This window comes from Pseudodesulfovibrio tunisiensis (assembly GCF_022809775.1).
In the GTDB taxonomy this organism is placed as follows: Bacteria; Desulfobacterota; Desulfovibrionia; order Desulfovibrionales; family Desulfovibrionaceae; genus Pseudodesulfovibrio; species Pseudodesulfovibrio tunisiensis.
Map to the genome: position 1 here is coordinate 3,090,952 of NZ_CP094380.1, position 26,108 is coordinate 3,117,059.

Sequence of the window (26,108 nt, forward strand, 5' to 3'; positions counted from 1 at the left end):
GACCATTAAGGAGAAATATCCATGGAAACCATGAACTATACATTCCTTCAGGCGATCTGGTTCGTCCTGTGGGGCTTGCTGTGGGCCGTGTACTTCATCCTGGACGGCTTCGACCTCGGCGTGGGCACGCTCATGCCCTTTCTGGCGAGAAACGAGCAGGAAAAACGCGTCATGTACAACGCCACCGGCCCGTTCTGGGACGGCAATGAAGTCTGGCTCATCGCGGCGGGCGGCGTGACCTTTGCGGCGTTTCCCTATGCCTATGCCCAGATGTTCAGCGGGTTGTACGTGCCGCTCATGCTGCTGCTCTTTGCCCTGATCATCCGGGGCGTGTCCTTCGAGTTCCGGTCCAAGGTGGACAACGAGAACTGGAAAAGAACATGGGATTTCTGCCAGATTGCAGGCAGCTTCCTTCCGGCCCTGCTGCTGGGCGTGGCCTTTGCCAACATCTTCCGGGGCCTGCCTCTGGACGAGACCGGATTCAACACCGCCACCATCATCGGTCTGCTCAATCCCTACGGACTGGCCGGCGGCCTGATGTTCGTGCTCATGTTCGTGATGCACGGCGCGCTCTGGCTCGCCATCCGCGCCACGGGCGACCTCAAGACGCGATCCGAGAATCTGGCCGTGAAGCTCTGGCCTATTCAGGTGGTGGCCACGGTCCTGTTTCTGGCCTTCACTGCGCTGGAAACCCAGCTCTTCGGCAACTACTTCCTGTACCCGTTCCTGCTCGTGATCCTTGCCCTGCCCGTGGGCGGGCTGGTGCTCATGCGCACATGGATGGGCGCGCGCAAGTGGTGGCTGGCATGGGGCGCTTCCGCAGCCTATATCGGCGGCGTGGCCGCATTCGGGCTGGGCGGCATATTCCCGGCCATCATTCCGTCCAACCCGAATCCCGGCAACAGCCTGACCATCATGAATTCCGCGTCCAGCCCGCTGACCCTGAAGATCATGCTCGGCGTGGCGCTGGTGTTCGTGCCTCTGGTCATCGGCTACCAGTTCTGGGCCTACAGGACCTTTGCCCATCCCGTGGGCGAGTCGGACATCCATTACTAGCCGATACAATGCGTTCGCAACGGCGCGGGACGGGCAACCGTTCCGCGCCGTTTCCGTTTCGCCTGCCTCTCGGGTTCGCCGCGCTTTACCAACCGGGCCGGAAACGGTATTCCACAATGCGTATGACGCACCTGAAAGGGATTTTCCGCAAACACGGGCCGTTGGCCCCGGTACCGCTTTATGTGGCCTATGCCGCGCTGCCCATGGCATCGCTGGCGCGCCGGGTGCCGGACGTGCCGCTCACGCCTCCGGCCGCCGCGCCGTGGGCCGTGCTTGCGGCTCTGGGATTTCTCGCCGCCTGTGCCGGACGGGAGAACCGTGCTCCCTCTCTGCCAAAGGCTCTTGGTGCGTTTGCGCTCGTCGGCCTGATCGCCTCGGCAATCCTGATGTACGTGCCCGACGCGCTCCTTTCCCTGCCCGTGCTGGCTGGCATCTTCCGCGAGTCGGCACCGCTGGCCTATCTGCTTTTCTGTGCACTCTGGACTGCCACGTTCGGCCTGCCGTCCGGACGCGATTTCATTCGCCTTGGCGCGGCGCTGGGCGCTCTGGTTGTTGCGGACACGGCCGCGGAATTCGCGTTTGCCGGGGCTGCCCCGGCCCTGCGCTGGATCGGCAATGCGGACATGCTCGCCGTGCCGCTGCTGGCCAGCATGTGTGCCTGCCTCGGCCCCGGCGATTCCCGGTCCCGTGCGGATACGCTCTGCCGTGCCCTGATTCTGTTCGGTCTGGCAGCCACGCTTTCCCGCGCCGCCCTGTTCGCCTCGATATGGATCGTGCTCTGGCTGAACACGGCCTCGCGCGGCAGGCGACTGGTCGTTTCCGGTTTTTTCGCACTGGTTCTGGCCGGTTCGTTTCTCGTGGCCCCGGCCCCGGGCGATGCCGTGCGCTACGCCGACTACTGGCTCTGGGTGGAGGGCTTTCGGCTGTTTTCGGAAAATCCGTCCCTGCTTGCGGCCGGATTTCCGGTGCACGCGCCCCTGCCCATGACCTTTTCCCCGGGCATGGCCATGATCTGGCATCAGGCGCAGGGCGTTTCCCCGGACATCGGCGTGTTTCTGCCCCAGATCGGCCCGTTCTGGCTGCGTGCATCGCTGGCATGGGGTGCACTTGTTCCTGTGGCCTGCATGACCGCGCTGGCCGTGCCGCTCTCGCGCCGTCCCTCGCGCATGGGGGCCGGGCTGGCCGCATGCCTGTTCGCCATGGGCATGGTCTCGCCACTCCTGTACAGTCCGGCAACCGGCATGGTCATCGGACTGGCTCTGCTGACCGCGTTTTCTCCGGCAATGCGCGACGATTTTTCCACGCCGGTTTCGGAGCCTGTTCCGGATTCCGATCCCGAGGACTGGGACATGCGTCCCCTGTAGTCATGCACCAAAAGGACATTCCCCTTTTCAGGCCGAATGCTGCCCTGACCTCCGTGGCACCGGACCGGGCAGTTGGCAATCCTTTGCGTGCGGACGGCGAGCCACGCGTGTCCGGCCTGTGCGCAGGCACGGTTGGTACCGACGGCCCCACTGACGCGGCAGGCGGATTCGCCTTGCCGAATTCCCTTCAGCGTGCGCGAAACGCGGGATTTTCCCGGGCTGCGCATCTGGACAACAATGACTTCTACCCCTTGCTCAAGGCTTCCGGCGATCTGCTGGTTGCGGGCTCGACCCGAACCAACGTCATGGACCTTGCCGCAATACTGGTGAACTGATGTCTCTTTTCGACAAAAAAGGCCCGATTCTCGTTACCTGTCCCAAGGCCATGCCCCCGTATCTTCAGGCTGAACTGGAGGCGCTGGGCATGCCGCATCCCGAACCTCTGGACGCGGGTGTGCTCACCAAGGGAACGCTCATGGACTGCATGCGTCTGAATCTGCACGTGCGCACCGGACACCGCGTGCTCTTCGAGCTCGCCTCGTTTCAGGCTTTTGGCCCGGACGATCTGCATCGCGAGGTGCGTGCCTATCCGTGGGAAACCGTGATGGACCCGGACGGCTATTTTTCCGTGTCCGCCAGCATCCGCGACACCGAGGTCAACGACTCCCGGTTCGCAGGCCTGCGCGTCAAGGACGGCGTGGCCGACCGGTTCATGGAAAAGTTCGACCGCAGGCCGGATTCTGGCCCGGATCAGGCCCGGGGCGTGAATCTGTTCCTGCACTGGCGCGGCGCCAGAGCCACCCTGTATCTGGACACTTCGGGCGAACCGCTGCCCCGGCGCGGCTATCGCAAACGGCCGCACACGGCGCCTATGCAGGAAACGCTTGCCGCGGCCTGCATTCTGGCCTCCACATGGCCGGAAATCGCCCGCACCGGCGGGCATTTCATCGCGCCCATGTGCGGTTCGGGCACGCTGGTCATCGAGGCCGCGCTGCTGGCCATGAACGGTGCGCCCGGCCTGCTGCGCGAACATTTCTCCTTCATGCATCTCAAGGGCTACAATCCCAAGCGGTTCCAGCATCTCGTGGATCAGGCCGAGGATGGCGAGACTCCGGATATCCCGGGCCGCATCATCGCCACGGATATCGACCCCGCCGCCATGGAGGCCGCGCGTGCCAATGCCGAGGCCGCTGGCGTGGCCCACTGCATCGAGTTCAGGACCTGCGATTTCCGGGAAACCGAAATTCCGGACGGACCGGGCGTGATCATGCTCAACCCGGAATACGGGGAACGGCTCGGCGATGAAAGGGAACTCGTCGATACCTACAAGGCCATCGGCGATTTCTTCAAGAGCCATTGTCAGGGCAAGACCGGCTACATCTTCACCGGCAACCTCAAGCTCGCCAAGCGCGTCGGTCTGCGTACCAGCCGTCGCCTCCCGTTCTGGAACGCCAAGATCGAATGCCGACTGCTGGAATACGAACTCTACGCCGGTTCCCGAAAGGCGGGAAAAGAGTAGGGATGCCGCTGGCGGCTCAAGAACCTTTTCGGGAAAAGGTTCTTGAGAATTTCCCAAAGCTTTTTGGCGCTCCGCCGCCTGTGAAGGATGGGCGAGCCTGTCCAGCTCGTATGGCGGCGTAGGGAGAGGCGGAAAAGCGGAAGATTCTGCTCTCGAAGAATACAACTCGGGGGAAACTGGCAAAAAGGAAAAGCCATTTTTTTGAAGCCTCCCTGTCCTGAGAATTGGAAAAGGCCCGATGAATGTCTCGGCAGAGCATTCATCGGGCCTTTTCCAATTCTCAGGACGGAATGGGGATCCAAGGGGCCTTGCTCCTTGGCGGGTCCGGGCAGAGCCCCGCCCCCCGGGAGGGTCGCCGAAGGCCTCTTCCTACAAGGCCTGTGCGCAGGCCCATGCCGAACTCCAGGCCCATTGCAGATTGTGTCCGCCGAGGTGCCCGGTCACGTCGAGACATTCGCCGATGGCGTACAGGCCCGGGATGCTTTTGCATTCGAATGTCTTGGACGAGAATTGATCGGTGTTGATGCCGCCTGCCGTGACTTCGGCCTTGGCATAGCCTTCGGTGCGTGCGGGCACGAACTCCCAGTGGTGGATCAGCGCGGCGATGCGTTTGCTGTGCGCGGTGGAAAGCTGGTTCACGGGCATGTCCGCGAGATCGGGCGGCAGCAGGGCCGGGGCCAGCCGCTTGGGCAGAATGGTTGCCAGAAAATTGCGCAGCAGGGTCTTGGACGCATGGGCTTCGGTCAGCACGGCTTCCATGTCCTGCGTCGGGAGCAGATTCACGACCACGGATTGGCCCGGTTGCCAGTACGAGGACGCCTGAAGCACGGCCGGACCGGAAATGCCCTTGTGCGTGAAGAGCAGGTCGTCGGTGAAGGTGTTGCCGTTGCAGGTGACGGAAGCGGGCAGCGCGGTTCCGGCAAGGGAACGGCACAGGGAGGCGTCCGTCCCGGACAGGAGCAGGGGAACCAGTGCCGGGCGGGGCGTGATCACATCCAGATTCAGGGCTTTTGCCAGATCAAGGGCAAGGCGGGTTGCGCCGATGGCGGGCCATGATGGGCCGCCAAGGGCCATGACGACCTTGTGCGCCCGGATGCCGGACACGGAAAAGGGCTCGCCCGGATTCAGATCGGTGATCCTTGTGTTCAGGCGAATGTCCGCCCCGGCCTTGTGCGCCTGATCCGTGAGGGTTCCGGCGATCTTGCCTGCTCCTTCGGTGCAGAAAAGCTGGCCTGCGGCCTTTTCCTCGTATGACAGGCCGTGCTCCGCGAAAAAGGAGACCACATCCCACGGCGTGTGCCGGGCGAGTGCGGATTTCACGAAGTGCGGATTGGCGCACAGGAAATTGTCCGGCCCGGTGGCGAGGTTGGTGAAGTTGCAGCGGCCGCCGCCGGACACGCGAACCTTGCGTGCGGTTTTGGGCGCGTGGTCGAGCACCACGATGCGCAGGCCGCGCCGGGCCGCGTGGATGGCGCAGTACAGGCCGGAGGCTCCGGCCCCGAGAATGGCTACGTCGAAGATTGGCATGGCCCGGTTGTAGGCTGCGGGCGGACAGGGTGCAAGCATTGTGTGGAAGCGTCGGTTTTGCGCGGCTGCGTCTTCCCTTCCGATACGGTTTCTGCTATGTGCTTGAAACCAAACGCGAGAATTAGCGGAGGAGGAAAGCGCTATGGAAGGTTTTTTCTGGTTTTTTCTGGGCCTGGGAATGACCATCGCCGCGCTGGTGATGGTGAAGATCAGCACGCCCAACGAGGACTAGTCGGCTGATTGCCGGGTTGCCGGCAGGAATTTTCGGGGAACCCGCCGGGTGTGGCGCGTTCCCCTTTTTCATATTCGTCCGGAGACGCAATGATCATCTATTCCTGGAACGTGAACGGCTACCGCGCCGTAATCAAGAAGAACTTTCGCGAGTGGCTGGCAGCCTGCGGCGGCGACGTGATCATGCTGCAGGAAACCAAGGCCGAGCCGGAACAGATTCCCGAGGCGGACCGCGAGCCGGAAGCCTATCCCTTTCGCTACTGGAACTGGTCCAAGGGAAAGAAGGGATATTCCGGCACCAGCGCCTTTGCCCGCGTGCAGCCTCTGGCCGTGGACTACGGTCTGCCCGGTGAAGCATATCAGGGCGAGGGGCGCGTCATCCGCATGGAATACGAGGCGTTCCATCTTCTGAACATCTATTTTCCCAACGGCCAGATGTCGGATGAGCGGCTTGCTTTCAAGATGGGCTTCTATGACGATTTTCTGGCTTATGCTGAGGAATTGCGCAAGACCAAGCCCGTGGTTGTTGGCGGGGATTTCAACACCGCGCATACCGAAATCGATCTCAAGAACCCCAGGTCCAATGCGGAACGCTCCGGGTTCCTGCCCGAGGAACGCGCGTGGATCGACACGTTCATCAGCCATGGATACGTGGATTCCTTCCGCATGTTCGAACCCGGGCCGCATCACTATTCATGGTGGTCCTACCGCTTCAACGCGCGCAAGAACAACGCGGGGTGGCGCATCGACTACTTTTTCGTGTCCGAGGAACTGCGTGACAGGGTGACGCGCGCATGGATCGAGCCCGATGTCATGGGTTCGGATCATTGTCCCATCGGCATAGAACTGGACGTGTAGCGGAATTTCATTCGCCAAGGCAAGACGCCCCCCTGCGATTCTGTTGCTGGGGGGCGTTTTCTGTCAGGGGGCGGAGAGGCCCTGTCAGAAGCCGTTCATGAGTCCGGGCTGCATCTGTGCGTCGATGTACTGCTGAATCCTGAACTTGGATTTCGCGCCGTTGTAGCTCATGAACCGGATCTTGCCGAACACCGGACGTTCCTTCCATGCCCGGTCGTGCACACCGCCGATGGACCAGGCTATGCCGGTGTAGCCGTTGGAATCCCGGCCGTCGAGCTGATAGCGGTCGTTGAGCAGAATGGCGAATTGCATGGCCTGTTCCGGTGATTCGGTCCACTCCAGAATCTTCTTGGCCCAGTACATGCGCATGTAGCCGTGCATGTATCCGGTGCGGACCATTTCGGTCTGGGCTGCGTTCCACAGCGGATCATGGGTCATGCCGCGTTCGAATTCCTCCAGCGAGTAGAGGTGTGGTCGTGGATCGTCCCGATGTGCGTCCAGCGAGTCCTGCGCCCACTGGGGAAAGCACGTCACGGAGTCGTAGTCCGGGGAATGCAGGCAGAAGTTGTCCGCCAGCTCCCGGCGCACGATCATTTCCTCGATGAATGCATCCACGGACTGCTGGTCAGCGCCGGACTGCATGACTTCCAGCGCTGCGCGCAACGAGGATATCTGGCCGAAATGCAGGTACGGGGACAGGCCGGACACAACCGGGTCCGTGGGCACGTTGCGCCCCTTGCCATATCGGTTCAGGCGTGTGGCGATGAAGGTGTCGAGCCGACTGCGGGCCGCGTCCTCGCCCGGTTCGAACGGTATGTCGCGATCAATTCCGGACAGATTGGCGGCATGTTCCAGCGCCTGCTCCCATGTGGCCGAAGCGGGGCGGGATTCCAGGGGGAAGGGATGACGTACCAGACCGGGCGGTTCCACGAGAAAGTCGGGCAGGTTGCGGTGGATTTTGGGGCGGATGGTACGGGCCATGTATTCCCGCTTGTCCGAGGCTGCGCGGCACGGCACCAGATTGCGGGAATCGGTTTCCCACACCGGGACCGGAACGTCCCGCAGCACGCTGGCGACCCAGTCGCGTTTGAGGCGCAGGGGATCGAAATCCGTGACCACGGCCGAGGCGCGCAGTTCGCGGCAGAGTTCGGGCACGGCCCTGTCCGGCGAGTCCAATCGGAGCAGGAACGGAATGTTGTTGTCTTCCAACGTCTTGGCGGTCTCTTCCAGACCGCGAACCAGAAATCGGAACTGGCGGGGACCGGCCTCCAGAAATGCCGGGGAAAGGCCGTAGACCACGCATACGGGCACCAGTCGCTTCAGCGCCATGCGCTGGGCGCGCAACAGCCCCCAGTTGTCCCGGGCGCGGTGCTCCCGGTGCATCCAGTAGACAACAGGCCCGGATTCCCCGGTCCCGTCCCTGAGTAGTATGGATCGTGTTTTCGTCATGCCGGGAGCCTAGCATGCCTCGGCTCGGATGGCATCATCCGGGCAGGGAAACATTTATCATTCGCTGTCGGCACGATCCGCGTATCTTGGGGGAAAACGCGTTTCTTTGAAAAAGGAGTTTTCTGATGAAGGCGAAATATCTGGTGTCCGGCCTGCTGTTTCTGGCTCTGCTCATGCCGCTGCTGGCCCCGGCTCAGGAGGAGGTGGCGCGCATCTCTCCGGAGGAGACCGCAGCACTGCTCGATTCCCCGGACGTGACCATCATCGATGTGCGGGCCCTGCGCGACTGGAACTCCGGCGATGCCATGATTCGCGGGGCGATCCGTCGCGATCCGGCCAAGGCCCGGGACTGGGGGCGGGATTTGGACAGGGACCGGGAGATCATTCTCTACTGCGCCTGACACAATGAGTACACCAGCGTCCGGGTGGCGCTGCGGCTCATGCGCATGGGGCTGACCAACGTGAAGGTCCTGAAGGGCGGATGGGAGGAATGGGAGAAGAGAAGGCTGCCGACCCAGCCTCGGGAATAGGCAGGCACGTTACCGGTATTTTTCAAGCACGGCGCGGACCTGTTTCAGCTTGTGCGAGGCCGCGGCATTGTCCGGGGCCAGTTCCACGGCATGCTCCAGAAAGGGAAGCGCGTCCTCGTACATGCGCAGGTCCAGATACAGGGAGCCCATGTTGAAGGCCACCACGTCATGCTCCTTGTGGAAGTCGGGATCGATTTCCAGCGTCTTCTCGAAGCATTCCAGGGCGCGCATGCGTTCTCCGCCCTCGTGCAGGGCAAGGCCCAGATTGTAGTGCAGAACCGCGTCCTTCGGGCTGATGCGCAGGGCCTTGCGGTACACGTCCACGGCCTCTCGCCATTTGCCCTGACTGCGCAGCACGATGCCCAGCCTGTTGTACAGGATCAGGTCGTCCACGCTCTGGCCGCGCTTGGCCCGGATCACGTTGTTCAGGTATTTTTCCGCCAGAGCCGGGGCCTCGCCCGCCACGATGTCCGCGATGCGTTCCGCCACCTCGCCGAGCATGTCCGCGTTCTCGCGGGTGGCCATTTCCACACTCTGGTCAAGGTATTCCTCGGCCTGCTCCGGCTCGTCCCGGCGCAGATGCACCTCGGCTATCTCCAGCTTGCGGTCCGGGTTGAGCGGCGAGATGGCGTCCAGTTCCTTGAGGTAGGTCAGCGCCTTGTCATCGTCCATGTCCTTGAATATCCCGGCCAGTTTCTTGAGCGGCCTGAGGTACAGGGGATTGTTTTCGTGGGCATCGATGTAGGCGCGGGCTGCCTTGTCGGTCTCGCCCATGGCAAGGAGCGCGTCCGCGCGCAGACACAGTCCGCGTGCACTGTCCGGCTTGAGCATCAGGATGCGGTCCGTGACTTCCAGCGCTTCGTCCGGGTTGTCGGTATCAATGAGTCTGCGGCATCGTTCCATGTGCGACTTGAGTTCGCCGGGCGGAGATATGCACTGGGCCAACTGTTCGATGATGCGGTCTGCTGACGCGGGCTTGCAGATCACGTTGTCCACGCCCAGCTCGAACAGATAGGCCACGGCATCGCTTCTGGCTTCCCATGTCAGAAGCACCACGCATGTTTCCGGATGCTCCCGGCCCAGCCGTTGCACGAACCCGGTGCTTGTGGACGCGCCGAACATGCGTTCCACCAGAGCCACGCAGGGAACGGATTCCGCGGCAAGCTGCCGGATGCGCTCCAGCGCGGCCTGTGGAGACTGATAGGTGAACTGGCATTCCCGCCGAATGCCCAGAATGTGGGTGACGATGTTGCGCAGGGACCGGGCAAAGGTCGCATCATCCGAGACGCAGACCAGTGTGCCCTGTCTGTTTTCCAGAAAATCCCACAACAGTCTCTGGTGCCTGTCCGCCATGTCCGGGCTCCATTGTGCCGGAGTTGTTTCCTGTCGCCTTGCGTCAGGCCAGTGCCTTCCTGATGGTATCCAGCCTGCGCTTGGCTGTGGCATTGTTCGGATTCAGGCGCAGGGCGTTTTCAAAGAAGGGAAGCGCATCCTCGTAGTGGCGCAGTTCCACATACAGGGCGCCGATGTTCACGGATGCGACCTCGCTGTCCTTGTGCAGGGCCGGATTGTGCTTGAGCGCCTCCTCGAAGCACTTGAGCGCCATGCGTTTCTCTCCGCCGTCATAGTAGGCCATGCCCATGTTGTAGTGCAGGCCCTCGTCGTTCGGGGAAATCTTGAGCGCCCGGGTGTAATTCTCGATGGCTTCGCGCCATTTGCCCTGACCGCGCAACGCGATTCCCAGCTTGTTGAAGAGCACCAGATCGTCCTTGGTCAGGTTCGCGCCCTTGGATTCGATGACCTGGGCAAGGTATTTTTCGCTCATGCGCGGGGAGACCCTGGACACGGTCTCGGAAATGCGTTCCGCAACCGAACCGACCATGCTCATGGCTTCCCGGGTCGCGGTCTCGATGGCCTGATCGAAATACTTTTCGGCCGTGCCCACGTCGTTGCGCTTGAGGTGCACTGCACCGATGTCGGTCTTGCGTTCCGTGTTCAGGGGACTGAGCCTGTCAAGTCTTTTCATGTATTCGAGATACTTGTCCTCATCAATGTCCTTGTAGACATTGGCAAGCTTCTTGAGGGGCTCAAGATAGAGGCGCGAGCTTTCATGGGCCTTGAGATAACTGGCAATGGCCTTGTCCGAGTGCCCCGCCTCCAGAAACACATCGCCCTGAAGCATGAGTCCGGCAGGGCTGTTGGGCTTGATCTTCAGGATGGACTGGGCAATGCCCAGCACTTCCTTGAGCTTGCCTTCGGCCAGAAGCTGCTTGCCCTTGTGCATGAGTTCCGAGAGCTTGCCCTGCGGCTTGATGGTGAAGGCCAGCTTTTCGATGATGTTGTTCACGGACGCGGGTTTGGAAATGACGTTGTTCACGCCGATTTCGTAGAAATATGCGATGTTTTCGCGTCGGGTCTCGCCCACCAGCACAATGACTTTGGTTTCGGGCAGCAGTTTCTTCAGGGTGATGATGGTGTCCGTGGTGGGGCGGTCGGAAAGCAGCCGCTCGATGACCATGATGATGGGGATGTTTTTTGACGTGCAGTCCTTGATCCGCTTGAGTGCCGGCTGCACGTTCTCGAAGGCGGACAGGCTGTCGCTTTTGATGCTCAGGGTTTTCTGGATGGTGGACTGCAGCATTTTTCGAAAAAGCAGATCCTGCGTGACAAGCACCAGGGTGCCGCCTTCCTTTTCGAAAAAATCATAGACTATGGCATCATATTTCTTGTCGGGCATTCTGGCTCCATACTCGCCGCCTTGCGGCTGTTGTTGCGATTTCTTCGCTGCATGTTCGCATGTTTCGCACGGTGTCGGAAGTATATTATTTCGCTTCCAAGTCACCGAGTCTTCATGCCCGCCCGGGAATTGAGCACGATCGATCCAGGAATTTCTCCTAGGTGGAAAAGTCTCCGCGAAAAAAAAGTTTTCCACAAAACATATGTGTACAATTTTTGTGGATTCCATGTAATCATGTTTTTCAAGGCACAGTGAAAGATGAGAAGTGTCTAGGGATGCAGCTTTTTTATGCATCCTGTTGTCCACAGGATAACTTGCCGTGTTTCATGGAATTATTATGCATTGACTTGCCTTTGGATGATATCTATAGACTGTACAGAACTCCGTGCAGTCCGTGACTGACTGGCGGTCAATTTTTGCCTCAGGAGGCTTGTATGGTCCCCAATACGACCGATATTTCAGGAAATTCTCCCCAGACGTTGACGATTTCGGCTCCGGCAGCCAATGCCGTGACCACCTATCGGGTGGGTGCCGAATCTCTCGTTCGTTTCACATTCAGCACGGACGAGGCCGTTTTTTCCCGCAATGGGAACGATCTGGAAATCACTCTTGAGAATGGGGGCAAGGTCGTTTTCGAGGACTATCTGCTGCTTGCCGAACAGGGCGAGCTGCCCGTCATCCGGATGGCCGACGGCATGGAAGTGGCCGGAGACGTGCTGCTCATGAGCCTTGCGGACGATGCCGAGCCGGAAATGGAAACCGCAGCCGGAGGCGGCAGCGGCGGCAGCGGTGCCGGAGCCTATTCCGACGATCCCGGCTCCCTTGCGGACGGTCAGAATTCCCTTGGCGGTCAGGGCGACTTGGGACGCAGCAACGGCACCCCGGGCGAAGGGGTTGTTGATACGGATCTTTTTGCAGCCCGATACGATACCGAGCAGCCGAACCGCGCTCCGCAGGTGAACGGTTCGCTGAACCTGTCCGGGCTTGAAGACACGTCCACCACCTTTTCCGAAGCCGACATCCTGTCACTGGTCACGGACGCGGACGGGGACCCGCTGAGCGTGACCGGCGTGCAGGTCTCCGCCGGCACTCTGGTGAACAACGGCGACGGCACGTGGACCTACACTCCCGACCCGGATTTCAACGGCAGCGTGGATATCACCGCCACCGTGACCGACGGCCTTGTCAGCGTGGACGTGGGGGGGGAAATTTCGGTCTCGTCCGTGAACGATGCGCCCACGGTCGGCACTCCGGCCTTTACGGTGCTGGAGGACAATTCCATCCTGATCACCGAGGCCGAGCTTCTGGCGGGTTCCGGGGATGTGGACGGCGACAGCCTGTCCGTGCAGAACCTGACCGCCAATGACGGCACCTTGGTGGACAACAACGACGGCACGTGGACCTTCACGCCGGATCAGGATTTCAACGGCAGCGTGCAGCTCAGCTATGACGTGAGCGACGGCACGACCACGACCGGCACCACCGCAGGCATCACGGTGAGCCCGGTGAACGATGCGCCCACAGTCGGCACTCCGAGTTTCACGGTGCTGGAGGACAATTCCATCCTGATCACCGAGGCCCAGCTTCTGGCGGGTTCCGGGGATGTGGATGGCGACACCTTGTCCGTGCAGAATCTGACCGCCAATGACGGCACCTTGGTGGACAACAACGACGGCACGTGGACGTTTACGCCGGATCAGGATTTCAACGGCAGCGTGCAGCTCAGCTACGACGTGAGCGACGGCACGACCACGACCGGCACCACCGCAGGCATCACGGTGAGCCCGGTGAACGATGCGCCCACAGTCGGCACTCTGGCCTTCACGGTGCTGGAGGACAATTCCATCCTGATCACCGAGGCCCAGCTTCTGGCGGGTTCCGGGGATGTGGATGGCGACACCTTGTCCGTGCAGAATCTGACCGCTGATGACGGCACCTTGGTGGACAACAACGACGGCACGTGGACGTTCACGCCGGATCAGGATTTCAACGGCAGCGTGCAGCTCAGCTATGACGTGAGCGACGGCACGACCACGACCGGCACCACTGCGGGCATCACGGTGAGCCCGGTGAACGATGCGCCCACAGTCGGCACTCCGAGTTTCACGGTGCTGGAGGACAATTCCATCCTGATCACCGAGGCCGAGCTTCTGGCGGGTTCCGGGGATGTGGACGGCGACACCCTGTCCGTGCAGAACCTGACCGCCGATGACGGCACCTTGGTGGACAATGGCAACGGCACGTGGACCTTCACGCCGGATCAGGATTTCAACGGCAGCGTGCAGCTCAGCTATGACGTGAGCGACGGCACGACCACGACCGGCACCACTGCGGGCATCACGGTGAGCCCGGTGAACGATGCGCCCACAGTCGGCACTCCGAGTTTCACGGTGCTGGAGGACAATTCCATCCTGATCACCGAGGCCGAGCTTCTGGCGGGTTCCGGGGATGTGGATGGCGACAGCCTGTCCGTGCAGAACCTGACCGCCAATGACGGCACCTTGGTGGACAACAACGACGGCACGTGGACCTTCACGCCGGATCAGGATTTCAACGGCAGCGTGCAGCTCAGCTATGACGTGAGCGACGGCACGACCACGACCGGCACCACCGCAGGCATCACGGTGAGCCCGGTGAACGATGCGCCCACAGTCGGCACTCCGAGTTTCACGGTGCTGGAGGACAATTCCATCCTGATCACCGAGGCCGAGCTTCTGGCGGGTTCCGGGGATGTGGATGGCGACACCCTGTCCGTGCAGAATCTGACCGCCAATGACGGCACCTTGGTGGACAACAACGACGGCACGTGGACGTTTACGCCGGATCAGGATTTCAACGGCAGCGTGCAGCTCAGCTACGACGTGAGCGACGGCACGACCACGACCGGCACCACCGCAGGCATCACGGTGAGCCCGGTGAACGATGCGCCCACAGTCGGCACTCCGAGTTTCACGGTGCTGGAGGACAATTCCATCCTGATCACCGAGGCCGAGCTTCTGGCGGGTTCCGGGGATGTGGACGGCGACACCCTGTCCGTGCAGAACCTGACCGCCGATGACGGCACCTTGGTGGACAATGGCAACGGCACGTGGACCTTCACGCCGGATCAGGATTTCAACGGCAGCGTGCAGCTCAGCTATGACGTGAGCGACGGCACGACCACGACCGGCACCACTGCGGGCATCACGGTGAGCCCGGTGAACGATGCGCCCACAGTCGGCACTCCGAGTTTCACGGTGCTGGAGGACAATTCCATCCTGATCACCGAGGCCGAGCTTCTGGCGGGTTCCGGGGATGTGGACGGCGACACCCTGTCCGTGCAGAATCTGACCGCCGATGACGGCACCTTGGTGGACAATGGCAACGGCACGTGGACCTTCACGCCGGATCAGGATTTCAACGGCGACGTGCAGCTCAGCTATGACGTGAGCGACGGCACGACCACGACCGGCACCACTGCGGGCATCACGGTGAGCCCGGTGAACGATGCGCCCACTGTTGGCACTCCGAGTTTCACGGTGCTGGAGGACAATTCCATCCTGATCACCGAGGCCCAGCTTCTGGCGGGTTCCGGGGATGTGGATGGCGACAGCCTGTCCGTGCAGAACCTGACCGCTGATGACGGCACCTTGGTGGACAACCACGACGGCACATGGACGTTCACGCCGGATCAGGATTTCAACGGCAGCGTGCAGCTCAGCTATGACGTGAGCGATGGCACCACCTCGACCGGCACGACCGCTGGCATCACGGTGAGCCCGGTGAACGATGCGCCCACAGTCGGCACTCCGAGTTTCACGGTGCTGGAGGACAACTCCATCACCATCACCGAGGCCGAGCTTCTGGCGGGTTCCGGGGATGTGGATGGCGACAGCCTGTCCGTGCAGAACCTGACCGCTGATGACGGCACCTTGGTGGACAACAACGACGGCACGTGGACGTTCACGCCGGATCAGGATTTCAACGGCAGCGTGCAGCTCAGCTATGACGTGAGCGATGGCACCACCTCGACCGGCACGACCGCTGGCATCACGGTGAGCCCGGTGAACGATGCGCCCACTGTCGGCACTCCGAGTTTCACGGTGCTGGAGGACAATTCCATCCTGATCACCGAGGCCGAGCTTCTGGCGGGTTCCGGGGATGTGGATGGCGACAGCCTGTCCGTGCAGAACCTGACCGCCAATGACGGCACCTTGGTGGACAATGGCAACGGCACGTGGACCTTCACGCCGGATCAGGATTTCAACGGCAGCGTGCAGCTCAGCTATGACGTGAGCGACGGCACGACCACGACCGGCACCACCGCAGGCATCACGGTGAGCCCGGTGAACGATGCGCCCACTGTTGGCACTCCGAGTTTCACGGTGCTGGAGGACAATTCCATCCTGATCACCGAGGCCCAGCTTCTGGCGGGTTCCGGGGATGTGGATGGCGACAGCCTGTCCGTGCAGAACCTGACCGCTGATGACGGCACCTTGGTGGACAACCACGACGGCACATGGACGTTCACGCCGGATCAGGATTTCAACGGCGACGTGCAGCTCAGCTATGACGTGAGCGACGGCACGACCACGACCGGCACCACTGCGGGCATCACGGTGAGCCCGGTGAACGATGCGCCCACTGTTGGCACTCCGAGTTTCACGGTGCTGGAGGACAATTCCATCCTGATCACCGAGGCCCAGCTTCTGGCGGGTTCCGGGGATGTGGACGGCGACAGCCTGTCCGTGCAGAACCTGACCGCCAATGACGGCACCTTGGTGGACAATGGCAACGGCACGTGGACCTTCACCCCGGATCAGGATTTCAACGGCAGCGTGCAGCTCAGCTATGACGTGAGCGACGGCACGACCACGACCGGCACCACTGCGGGCATCACGGTGAGCCCGGTGAACGATGCGCCCACGGTCGGCACTCCGGCCTTTACGGTGCTGGAGGACAATTCCATCCTGATCACCGAGGCCGAGCTTCTGGCGGGTTCCGGGGATGTGGACGGCGACAGCCTGTCCGTGCAGAACCTGACCGCCAATGACGGCACCTTGGTGGACAATGGCAACGGCACGTGGACGTTTACGCCGGATCAGGATTTCAACGGCAGCGTGCAGCTCAGCTACGACGTGAGCGACGGCACGACCACGACCGGCACCACCGCAGGCATCACGGTGAGCCCGGTGAACGATGCGCCCACAGTCGGCACTCTGGCCTTCACGGTGCTGGAGGACAATTCCATCCTGATCACCGAGGCCCAGCTTCTGGCGGGTTCCGGGGATGTGGATGGCGACACCTTGTCCGTGCAGAATCTGACCGCTGATGACGGCACCTTGGTGGACAACAACGACGGCACGTGGACGTTCACGCCGGATCAGGATTTCAACGGCAGCGTGCAGCTCAGCTATGACGTGAGCGACGGCACGACCACGACCGGCACCACTGCGGGCATCACGGTGAGCCCGGTGAACGATGCGCCCACAGTCGGCACTCCGAGTTTCACGGTGCTGGAGGACAATTCCATCCTGATCACCGAGGCCGAGCTTCTGGCGGGTTCCGGGGATGTGGACGGCGACACCCTGTCCGTGCAGAACCTGACCGCCGATGACGGCACCTTGGTGGACAATGGCAACGGCACGTGGACCTTCACGCCGGATCAGGATTTCAACGGCAGCGTGCAGCTCAGCTATGACGTGAGCGACGGCACGACCACGACCGGCACCACTGCGGGCATCACGGTGAGCCCGGTGAACGATGCGCCCACAGTCGGCACTCCGAGTTTCACGGTGCTGGAGGACAATTCCATCCTGATCACCGAGGCCGAGCTTCTGGCGGGTTCCGGGGATGTGGACGGCGACACCCTGTCCGTGCAGAATCTGACCGCCGATGACGGCACCTTGGTGGACAATGGCAACGGCACGTGGACCTTCACGCCGGATCAGGATTTCAACGGCGACGTGCAGCTCAGCTATGACGTGAGCGACGGCACGACCACGACCGGCACCACTGCGGGCATCACGGTGAGCCCGGTGAACGATGCGCCCACTGTTGGCACTCCGAGTTTCACGGTGCTGGAGGACAATTCCATCCTGATCACCGAGGCCGAGCTTCTGGCGGGTTCCGGGGATGTGGATGGCGACAGCCTGTCCGTGCAGAACCTGACCGCCAATGACGGCACCTTGGTGGACAATGGCAACGGCACGTGGACCTTCACGCCGGATCAGGATTTCAACGGCAGCGTGCAGCTCAGCTATGACGTGAGCGACGGCACGACCACGACCGGCACCACTGCGGGCATCACGGTGAGCCCGGTGAACGATGCGCCCACAGTCGGCACTCCGAGTTTCACGGTGCTGGAGGACAATTCCATCCTGATCACCGAGGCCGAGCTTCTGGCGGGTTCCGGGGATGTGGACGGCGACACCCTGTCCGTGCAGAATCTGACCGCCGATGACGGCACCTTGGTGGACAATGGCAACGGCACGTGGACCTTCACGCCGGATCAGGATTTCAACGGCGACGTGCAGCTCAGCTATGACGTGAGCGACGGCACGACCACGACCGGCACCACTGCGGGCATCACGGTGAGCCCGGTGAACGATGCGCCCACAGTCGGCACTCCGAGTTTCACGGTGCTGGAGGACAATTCCATCCTGATCACCGAGGCCGAGCTTCTGGCGGGTTCCGGGGATGTGGACGGCGACACCCTGTCCGTGCAGAACCTGACCGCCGATGACGGCACCTTGGTGGACAATGGCAACGGCACGTGGACCTTCACGCCGGATCAGGATTTCAACGGCAGCGTGCAGCTCAGCTATGACGTGAGCGACGGCACGACCACGACCGGCACCACTGCGGGCATCACGGTGAGCCCGGTGAACGATGCGCCCACAGTCGGCACTCCGAGTTTCACGGTGCTGGAGGACAATTCCATCCTGATCACCGAGGCCGAGCTTCTGGCGGGTTCCGGGGATGTGGACGGCGACACCCTGTCCGTGCAGAATCTGACCGCCGATGACGGCACCTTGGTGGACAATGGCAACGGCACGTGGACCTTCACGCCGGATCAGGATTTCAACGGCGACGTGCAGCTCAGCTATGACGTGAGCGACGGCACGACCACGACCGGCACCACTGCGGGCATCACGGTGAGCCCGGTGAACGATGCGCCCACTGTTGGCACTCCGAGTTTCACGGTGCTGGAGGACAATTCCATCCTGATCACCGAGGCCCAGCTTCTGGCGGGTTCCGGGGATGTGGATGGCGACAGCCTGTCCGTGCAGAACCTGACCGCTGATGACGGCACCTTGGTGGACAACCACGACGGCACATGGACGTTCACGCCGGATCAGGATTTCAACGGCAGCGTGCAGCTCAGCTATGACGTGAGCGATGGCACCACCTCGACCGGCACGACCGCTGGCATCACGGTGAGCCCGGTGAACGATGCGCCCACAGTCGGCACTCCGAGTTTCACGGTGCTGGAGGACAACTCCATCACCATCACCGAGGCCGAGCTTCTGGCGGGTTCCGGGGATGTGGATGGCGACAGCCTGTCCGTGCAGAACCTGACCGCTGATGACGGCACCTTGGTGGACAACAACGACGGCACGTGGACGTTCACGCCGGATCAGGATTTCAACGGCAGCGTGCAGCTCAGCTATGACGTGAGCGATGGCACCACCTCGACCGGCACGACCGCTGGCATCACGGTGAGCCCGGTGAACGATGCGCCCACTGTCGGCACTCCGAGTTTCACGGTGCTGGAGGACAATTCCATCCTGATCACCGAGGCCGAGCTTCTGGCGGGTTCCGGGGATGTGGATGGCGACAGCCTGTCCGTGCAGAATCTGACCGCCGATGACGGCACCTTGGTGGACAATGGCAACGGCACGTGGACCTTCACGCCGGATCAGGATTTCAACGGCGACGTGCAGCTCAGCTATGACGTGAGCGATGGCACCACCTCGACCGGCACGACCGCTGGCATCACGGTGAGCCCGGTGAACGATGCGCCCACTGTTGGCACTCCGAGTTTCACGGTGCTGGAGGACAATTCCATCCTGATCACCGAGGCCCAGCTTCTGGCGGGTTCCGGGGATGTGGACGGCGACAGCCTGTCCGTGCAGAACCTGACCGCCAATGACGGCACCTTGGTGGACAATGGCAACGGCACGTGGACCTTCACCCCGGATCAGGATTTCAACGGCAGCGTGCAGCTCAGCTATGACGTGAGCGACGGCACGACCACGACCGGCACCACTGCGGGCATCACGGTGAGCCCGGTGAACGATGCGCCCACTGTTGGCACTCCGAGTTTCACGGTGTTGGAGGACAACTCCATTCTGATCACCGAGGCCCAGCTTCTGGCGGGTTCCGGGGATGTGGATGGCGACAGCCTGTCCGTGCAGAACCTGACCGCCAATGACGGCACCTTGGTGGACAATGGCAACGGCACGTGGACGTTTACGCCGGATCAGGATTTCAACGGGGACGTGCAGCTCAGCTACGACGTGAGCGACGGCACGACCACGACCGGCACCACTGCGGGCATCACGGTGAGCCCGGTGAACGATGCGCCCACAGTCGGCACTCCGAGTTTCACGGTGTTGGAGGACAATTCCATCCTGATCACCGAGGCCGAGCTTCTGGCGGGTTCCGGGGATGTGGACGGCGACACCCTGTCCGTGCAGAACCTGACCGCCAATGACGGCACCTTGGTGGACAATGGCAACGGCACGTGGACCTTCACGCCGGATCAGGATTTCAACGGCAGCGTGCAGCTCAGCTACGACGTGAGCGACGGCACGACCACGACCGGCACCACTGCGGGCATCACGGTGAGCCCGGTGAATGACGCGCCCACTGCGCATGATGACACTCTTGGCACGGTGGAAACTGCGCCGAGCCGGACCATTGATGTGGATACCGTGGATTCCGATATGGATGTTTCGGCTACGGTTGATGCCTGGGGTCGGCAGGGTGTGACAGTGGAAGCGCATGTGGGGGACGGGCTTGATCCGGATTCCTGGACCGACACTTCGCTTGGAACAAAGGATGTGTCCTTCCGGCATGATGGCTCGCGGTACCGTTATTCCGGATTCGGCGTGAACGCGGACGATGACATCGACGGCGGCGAGATCGATACCATTGATGGTTCCGATGAAACCGCGACTGAAGTGTTGACCGTGTCCTTTGACGTACCCATGCATTCCGTGACTTTGGAGATTTCGGCCTTGTTCGACGGGCATGAGGATTGGAGCCAGCCGGGAGATGATTCCGGTCCCTATGATTGGGGACATATCGAACTGGCGCGGGTGGCGGCCTTTGATGCCGCCGGCAATCTGCTGGGATATGTGGATGTTCCCGGAACTCCGAATGGGCTGGCATCGGTTGATCTGGGCGGATTCGGGGTTCCCATTGCCAAGGTCGCGCTCATGCCGCTTGACGATGGCGCATTGCTGAACGGCAACAATTCCGATTTCCTGCTGCGTTCGGTTTCCGGCGAAACCGTGGAGCAGGTGACCGGGACCTATCTCGAAGATGAAGCCATTACCATTGATCCGGCAACCTTGCTGGAGAATGATACGGATGCGGAAAGCAATGCCCTGACCATTGTCGGCGTTGCCAATGCCGTGCATGGCTCCGTGGCTCTGGTGGATGGGCAGATCGTGTTTACGCCAGAGGCGGATTTCAACGGGCAGGCTTCCTTTACCTATGAAGTGTCCGACGGCCATGGCGGAACCGATACCGCCACGGTGACCATAAATGTTGCGCCCGTGAACGACGCTCCTACCGTGGGCGACGCCCTGACCTTTGCCACGGATGAAGACGTTGCCATCACCATCTCCGAGGCCCAGTTGCTTGCCAATGCCGATGATGTCGATCTGGACGACCTGTCCGTACTCAACCTGCAGGCCGATGGCGGCACGCTGGTGAACAACGGCGACGGCATGTGGACGTTCACCCCGGACCCGGGATTCGAAGGCGAAGTTTCACTCAGCTACGAGGTGAGCGACGGTACAGTGACCACCGATGCCTCGGCCACGGTCAATGTCGAACATGTGAACCATGCGCCTGTTGTGACTGGCGGGCTGGATCAGACCATAGCCGAAGACAATTCCATTGTTTTCAGCAAGGAAGACATTCTGGCCAAGGTTGCGGATGCTGATGGCGACGATCTGTCCATCACGGGCTTCACCGCCGAGAACGGGACCATCGTGGACAATCAGGATGGCACGTACACGTTCACGCCGAATGCGGATTACCACGGCGAGGCGGATGTCTCCTTTACGGTGAGTGACGGCGAGGAATCCGTTGACGTGACCGGCGACATTTCGATTACTCCGGTGGACGATCCCGCCGTGATCGACGGGGATGTGTCCGGCGGCGTCAGGGAAGACACGGATGTGGCGGCTGGCAATGTCCTGACCGTGAGCGGCGATCTGGATGCCGAGGACGTGGATTCCTCCGCGCTCTTTCAGCAGGAAACCCAGAATGGAACGTATGGAAGTTTTTCCGTCGATGCCAATGGCTTCTGGACTTACACGGCGGATAACGGGCAGGCCGCGATCCAGCAGCTCGGTGTGGGCCAGAGCCTGACCGAAAGGTTTACCGTTCGCACTGCGGACGGTACCGAACAATCCGTCGAGGTGACCATCGCAGGTACGAATGACAGGCCCGAGATTTCCGGGCAGGGAATCTTTTTCGACTCGGATCAGGGAGGATTCGACAATGTTGTTGGCGTGTATCAGGTTGATGACGCTGGGCAGCCCACGGGTGAGCTGATTCTTTTGAGTAGCGATGATGCGAGGAATGGCGACTTGCTGCATACTTTCGGCGGCGAGGAAAACATCAGGTTCTTTGTCATTTCGAACGGCAGCAACAATCATTCGTTTACCGAGGATTCTCAGGTCTCCATTGAAGTGGGGGCAGACGGAAAGTATTCGCTTGCAGTGGATGGCACGCCTGTGACGGAAAATGTCCATTTCGAGGACGCGGAAGCCAATGCCCACGGTTTTTCTCCTGTTCAGCGTGTCTACAATGAAGACGGCTCGCTGACAGTTAAGTTTGAGGATTTGCCGCAATGGGACAAGAGCTTTGATGACGTCGTCCTGACCATACGCAAGGTGGATTCCGTGGATTTGGGAACCTACACGGAGCAGGGCGAACCGGTCATGGTCTGGAACGACGATCTGAACATTTCGGATGTGGACGGCGACAACATCATGAGCGCCACGCTTACCCTGACCAAGGCGCATGCCGGGGATTCGCTGGGCGTGGACGATGCCGCAGCGCTTCAGACTCTCGGTGTTTCCGCGAACATCGTGGAAAATTCCGACGGGTCCATGACCGTTGTGCTGACCGCCGAGGGCGGCGTGACTCCGGATGTCATGGAACAGGCTTTGGGCCACATCGGATTCTTCAATGATTCCGACACGCCGGGCAATGCCGATCGGACCATCACCGTTGTCGTTAATGACGGGCACGAGGATAGTGCTCCGTCCACGTCGGTGATCCATGTCAATCCGGTGAACGACGCGCCCACGGTCGGCGCCCCGACTTTCGCTGTGGACGAGGACCATTCCATCACCATCACCGCAGCCGAGCTTCTGGCCGGTTCCGGGGATGTGGACGGCGACACCCTGTCGGTCCAGAACCTGACTGCCGATGACGGTAAGCTGGAGGCCAATGCCGACGGCACGTGGACCTTTACCCCGGGTCAGGATTTCAACGGCGATGTGCAGCTCAGTTACGAGGTGAGCGACGGCACGACCACGACCGATGCGACCGCAAAGATCACGGTCGATCCGGTGAACGATGCGCCCACGGTCGGCACCCCGACTGTGTCGGTGGCCGAGGATCATTCCGTCATCATCACCGCAGCCGAGCTTCTGGCCGGTTCCGGGGATGTGGACGGCGACACACTGTCGGTCCAGAACCTGACTGCCGATGACGGTAAGCTGGAGGCCAATGCCGACGGCACGTGGACCTTTACCCCGGGTCAGGATTTCAACGGCGATGTGCAGCTCCGCTACGAGGTGAGCGATGGCACGACCACGACCGATGCGACCGCAAAGATCACGGTCGATCCGGTGAACGATGCGCCCACGGTCGGCACCCCGACTGTGTCGGTGGCCGAGGATCATTCCGTCATCATCACCGCAGCCGATCTTCTGGCCGGTTCCGGGGATGTGGACGGCGACACCCTGTCGGTCCAGAACCTGACTGCCGATGACGGTAAGCTGGAGGCCAATGCCGACGGCACGTGGACCTTTACCCCGGGTCAGGATTTCAACGGTGACGTGCAGCTCAGCTACGAGGTGAGCGACGGTACGACCACGACCGATGCGACCGCAAAGATCACGGTCGATCCGGTGAACGACGCGCCCACCATGGGCGGCGACATGGGTGAAACCATGGATGACGGCGCCACGCATACCTTCACGAATCAGGATATGCAGGCAACCGACCCGGATAGCGATACCCTGACGTATACGGTGGAGGATTTGCCGGATCACGGCACGCTCTTCCTGAATGGGCAGGCTTTGGGCGCGGGCAGCACCTTTACTCAGGAAGATGTGAACAGCGGCCGCGTGACCTATGAGCACGATGGCGGCAGTGCTGCCTCGGATTCCTTCGATTTCAAAGTCAGCGACGGGGACGGAGGCGAGACAGAGACCCAGCGTTTCGACTTCACCATCGAACAGAGCGGACCGCCTGCCGGAACCACCCAGATCGTGCTCAACCCCGGTTTCGAGTATGCGCACCAGCCAAGCGGCGGTTCAGTGCACACGGGCAATGTGGAGCACTGGGACAATCCGTCCGGCAACATGGAAGTCTGGGGCAGCGGCATGAACAAGAATCCCTATGCCGGGGAGCAGTTCATCGAGCTGGACAACCAGAACGGCATTGATTCCATTGCTCAGGACATCGCGGTGCAGGCCGGTCAGGAAGTGACCATGACCTTTGCCTTCGCGCCCAGACCCGGGCTTGATCCCGCAACCAGCAACTTCGACATCCGCCTCGGCGGCGAAACCGTTGCCTCCATGACGTGGAATGCCGATCGAAACGGTTTCGAGCTTTCCTTTGCCGATGGCGACAGAGCCTCCCAGTTCTATCCGGCGAGCGCGTTCGAGGGCGCGGATGGCTGGGCTGAAGTGCGCATGACCATGATGCCGAATGCGGATCACGCCACACTGGAATTCGCGGAGCAGGCGAGCGGCAACGACAGCTACGGCGTGCTGCTCGACGAAATCAAGGTCTATCGCGATTTTGATGCGGAAATTCATGATCCTCGGGGTGGCTGGGGCAACAATCTTTTCGGAACGGAAGGCGATGATCTGATCATGGGGTCTCAGCGTGACAGCATTGATCAGGGAGCGAGCCTTCCCTACCGCGAGGTTGGCGACAATCTGCATGGAGGAGCCGGAGACGATGCCATCTATGCAGGCAGCGGAGCCGGTGACAAGCTGTTCGGCGAGGAGGGCGACGACTTTCTGCACGGTGGCGAAGGGTCGGATATCCTGTATGGCGATTACCAGTGGAACTCCTTTGTCGAACATGAGGGTAACGATTATCTGCGTGGCAATGGCGGGGCCGACCTGCTTTACGGCGAGCGTGGAGAGGATATCCTGCTCGGCGGCTCCGGAAGTGACACCATGTACGGTGGTCGCGACAACGACACCATGCACGGTGGGACCGAGGCCGATCTGATGTACGGCGGGCATGGCGAGGATTCCATGTTCGGCGAGGACGGCAATGATGTGATGTACGGCGGCGGTTTCGACGGTTTTCGCTACGGCAATCAGCATCTTCGGGACGATGACCACGATGACCACGATGATGATCGCAATGATGGCGAATACCGTCAGGGGCACGAATGGGTCGGCACCGGGGATTCCGCGGATTTCATGGACGGCGGAGCCGGGCATGACCGCATGTACGGCGAAGGCGGCAACGACACCATGCATGGTGGCGATGGCAACGACACCATGCAGGGCGGCGGCTACGGCGCTTACGGATGGCGTCACGGCGATGATGACGATTGGGATGACGATGACGGCTATGGTTGGCAGCATGGTCACGGCGTGAGCGACGGTGACGATGCCATGGACGGCGGCGCTGGCAACGATGTCATGGACGGCGGTCGCGGCGACGACGTGATGTATGGCGGGACCGGCAATGACGTGATGCATGGTGGCCTTGGTCTGGGATCCGGCTGGCATCACGACGATGACGATGATGATGATGACGATGAGTACTGCCGCGATCATGATTGCCAGGCCGATGGCAACGACTTTCTGTACGGAGGCGCTGGCAACGACACCATGTATGGTGATGGCGGCGACGATCTGCTCATTGCCGGACAGGGACGCGATATCCTGTATGGCGGCTCGGGCGATGATACCTTCGGCTTCACCAGACAGGCGCTGGCGGACGGCAACCGCAATTACGTCATGGATTTCGACAAGTCTGACGACACCTTGGATTTCGGGGACCTTGAAGTCTCGTACGTGAAGGACCATGGCAGCAGTGTGGAAGTCCATTTCAAGGGGGTTGAAGGAACCGTTTACCTCAAGGGCGTCAAGAGTGAGAATAAATTCGATCAACTGGACAAGATCGATGGCGACGACAGCGAGGCGCTGCGGTTCGAGGAAATGCTTTCCTCGGATGACGGCGGTGTGGTTTTCCACGATGGAGCCGCGACAGCAACGCCCATGCCCGACATGTCCCTGTCTCTGGCCGATTCCGAACCGGACAGGATTCTTCAGGCCATGATCGATCATGGCAAGAGTGTGGAATAAACGAATTGCGCAAGCCCCGCTTCGTGGCAGAGGCGGGGCTTG

The 26,108-nt window shown here is 61.3% G+C and carries 11 protein-coding genes; 7 read left to right on the forward strand and 4 right to left on the reverse strand.

Annotation, left to right across the window (positions count from 1 at the left end; genetic code table 11):
• Positions 1-21: 21 nt before the first annotated feature.
• The 4 genes from cydB to MPN23_RS14835 all read left to right on the forward strand — a co-directional run bounded on the left by cydB (position 22) and on the right by MPN23_RS14835 (position 3,939).
• Complete coding sequence (gene cydB / locus MPN23_RS14820; RefSeq protein WP_243544979.1) at positions 22-1,056, forward strand: cytochrome d ubiquinol oxidase subunit II; 1,035 nt, start codon at positions 22-24, stop codon at positions 1,054-1,056.
• Positions 1,057-1,172: 116 nt separating this feature from the next.
• On the forward strand, positions 1,173-2,420 hold the full coding sequence (locus MPN23_RS14825) for a hypothetical protein (RefSeq protein ID WP_243544980.1): 1,248 nt from the start codon (positions 1,173-1,175) through the stop codon (positions 2,418-2,420).
• Between the two features lie 2 nt (positions 2,421-2,422).
• Entirely contained in the window at positions 2,423-2,755 is a 333-nt protein-coding gene (locus MPN23_RS14830) for an MOFRL family protein (protein WP_243544981.1), read from the forward strand.
• On the forward strand, positions 2,755-3,939 hold the full coding sequence (locus MPN23_RS14835; RefSeq protein WP_243544982.1) for a THUMP domain-containing class I SAM-dependent RNA methyltransferase: 1,185 nt from the start codon (positions 2,755-2,757) through the stop codon (positions 3,937-3,939). The genes MPN23_RS14830 and MPN23_RS14835 overlap by 1 nt, the downstream gene beginning before the upstream one ends.
• 369 nt (positions 3,940-4,308) lie before the next feature.
• Here MPN23_RS14835 and MPN23_RS14840 read toward each other — a convergent pair whose 3' ends face one another.
• Positions 4,309-5,505, reverse strand: a complete 1,197-nt coding sequence (locus MPN23_RS14840) for a BaiN/RdsA family NAD(P)/FAD-dependent oxidoreductase (RefSeq protein ID WP_243544983.1) — start codon at positions 5,503-5,505, stop codon at positions 4,309-4,311.
• 282 nt (positions 5,506-5,787) lie between these two features.
• On the opposite strand from MPN23_RS14840, the gene MPN23_RS14845 reads away from it, so the two are divergent.
• Positions 5,788-6,555 (forward strand): exodeoxyribonuclease III, encoded by a 768-nt coding sequence (locus MPN23_RS14845; protein ID WP_243544984.1) that lies wholly within the window; start codon positions 5,788-5,790, stop codon positions 6,553-6,555.
• A gap of 84 nt (positions 6,556-6,639) precedes the next feature.
• Here the strand turns inward: MPN23_RS14845 and phrB are convergent, their stop codons facing one another.
• Positions 6,640-8,004 carry a deoxyribodipyrimidine photo-lyase gene (gene phrB, locus MPN23_RS14850; RefSeq protein WP_243544985.1) on the reverse strand — a complete coding sequence of 455 codons (1,365 nt, stop codon included), beginning with the start codon at positions 8,002-8,004 and terminating at the stop codon, positions 6,640-6,642.
• Between the two features lie 173 nt (positions 8,005-8,177).
• On the opposite strand from phrB, the gene MPN23_RS17110 reads away from it, so the two are divergent.
• Entirely contained in the window at positions 8,178-8,534 is a 357-nt protein-coding gene (locus MPN23_RS17110; protein ID WP_341540116.1) for a rhodanese-related (seleno)protein, read from the forward strand.
• A 9-nt stretch (positions 8,535-8,543) separates the two neighbouring features.
• Here the strand turns inward: MPN23_RS17110 and MPN23_RS14860 are convergent, their stop codons facing one another.
• Together MPN23_RS14860 and MPN23_RS14865 are read right to left on the reverse strand one after the other, a co-directional pair.
• Complete coding sequence (locus MPN23_RS14860) at positions 8,544-9,887, reverse strand: tetratricopeptide repeat protein (protein ID WP_243544987.1); 1,344 nt, start codon at positions 9,885-9,887, stop codon at positions 8,544-8,546.
• 43 nt (positions 9,888-9,930) lie between these two features.
• Positions 9,931-11,271, reverse strand: coding sequence for a tetratricopeptide repeat protein (locus tag MPN23_RS14865; protein ID WP_243544988.1), 1,341 nt, complete (start codon positions 11,269-11,271; stop codon positions 9,931-9,933).
• Positions 11,272-11,705: 434 nt separating this feature from the next.
• Between MPN23_RS14865 and MPN23_RS14870 the strand changes: the two genes are divergently transcribed.
• A complete protein-coding gene (locus MPN23_RS14870; RefSeq protein WP_279388675.1) occupies positions 11,706-26,066 on the forward strand; it encodes a cadherin-like domain-containing protein in 14,361 nt (4,786 codons plus the stop codon).
• The last annotated feature ends 42 nt before the right edge of the window (positions 26,067-26,108 follow it).

Coding starts and splice junctions, on each gene's coding strand:
- MPN23_RS14870 (WP_279388675.1), top strand. CDS start 11,706: ATGGTCCCCAATACGACCGATATTTCAGGAAATTCTCCCCAGACGTTG.
- MPN23_RS14835 (WP_243544982.1), top strand. CDS start 2,755: ATGTCTCTTTTCGACAAAAAAGGCCCGATTCTCGTTACCTGTCCCAAG.
- MPN23_RS14840 (WP_243544983.1), bottom strand. CDS start 5,505: ATGCTTGCACCCTGTCCGCCCGCAGCCTACAACCGGGCCATGCCAATC.
- MPN23_RS14860 (WP_243544987.1), bottom strand. CDS start 9,887: ATGGCGGACAGGCACCAGAGACTGTTGTGGGATTTTCTGGAAAACAGA.
- cydB (WP_243544979.1), top strand. CDS start 22: ATGGAAACCATGAACTATACATTCCTTCAGGCGATCTGGTTCGTCCTG.
- MPN23_RS14830 (WP_243544981.1), top strand. CDS start 2,423: ATGCACCAAAAGGACATTCCCCTTTTCAGGCCGAATGCTGCCCTGACC.
- phrB (WP_243544985.1), bottom strand. CDS start 8,004: ATGACGAAAACACGATCCATACTACTCAGGGACGGGACCGGGGAATCC.
- MPN23_RS14865 (WP_243544988.1), bottom strand. CDS start 11,271: ATGCCCGACAAGAAATATGATGCCATAGTCTATGATTTTTTCGAAAAG.
- MPN23_RS14845 (WP_243544984.1), top strand. CDS start 5,788: ATGATCATCTATTCCTGGAACGTGAACGGCTACCGCGCCGTAATCAAG.
- MPN23_RS14825 (WP_243544980.1), top strand. CDS start 1,173: ATGCGTATGACGCACCTGAAAGGGATTTTCCGCAAACACGGGCCGTTG.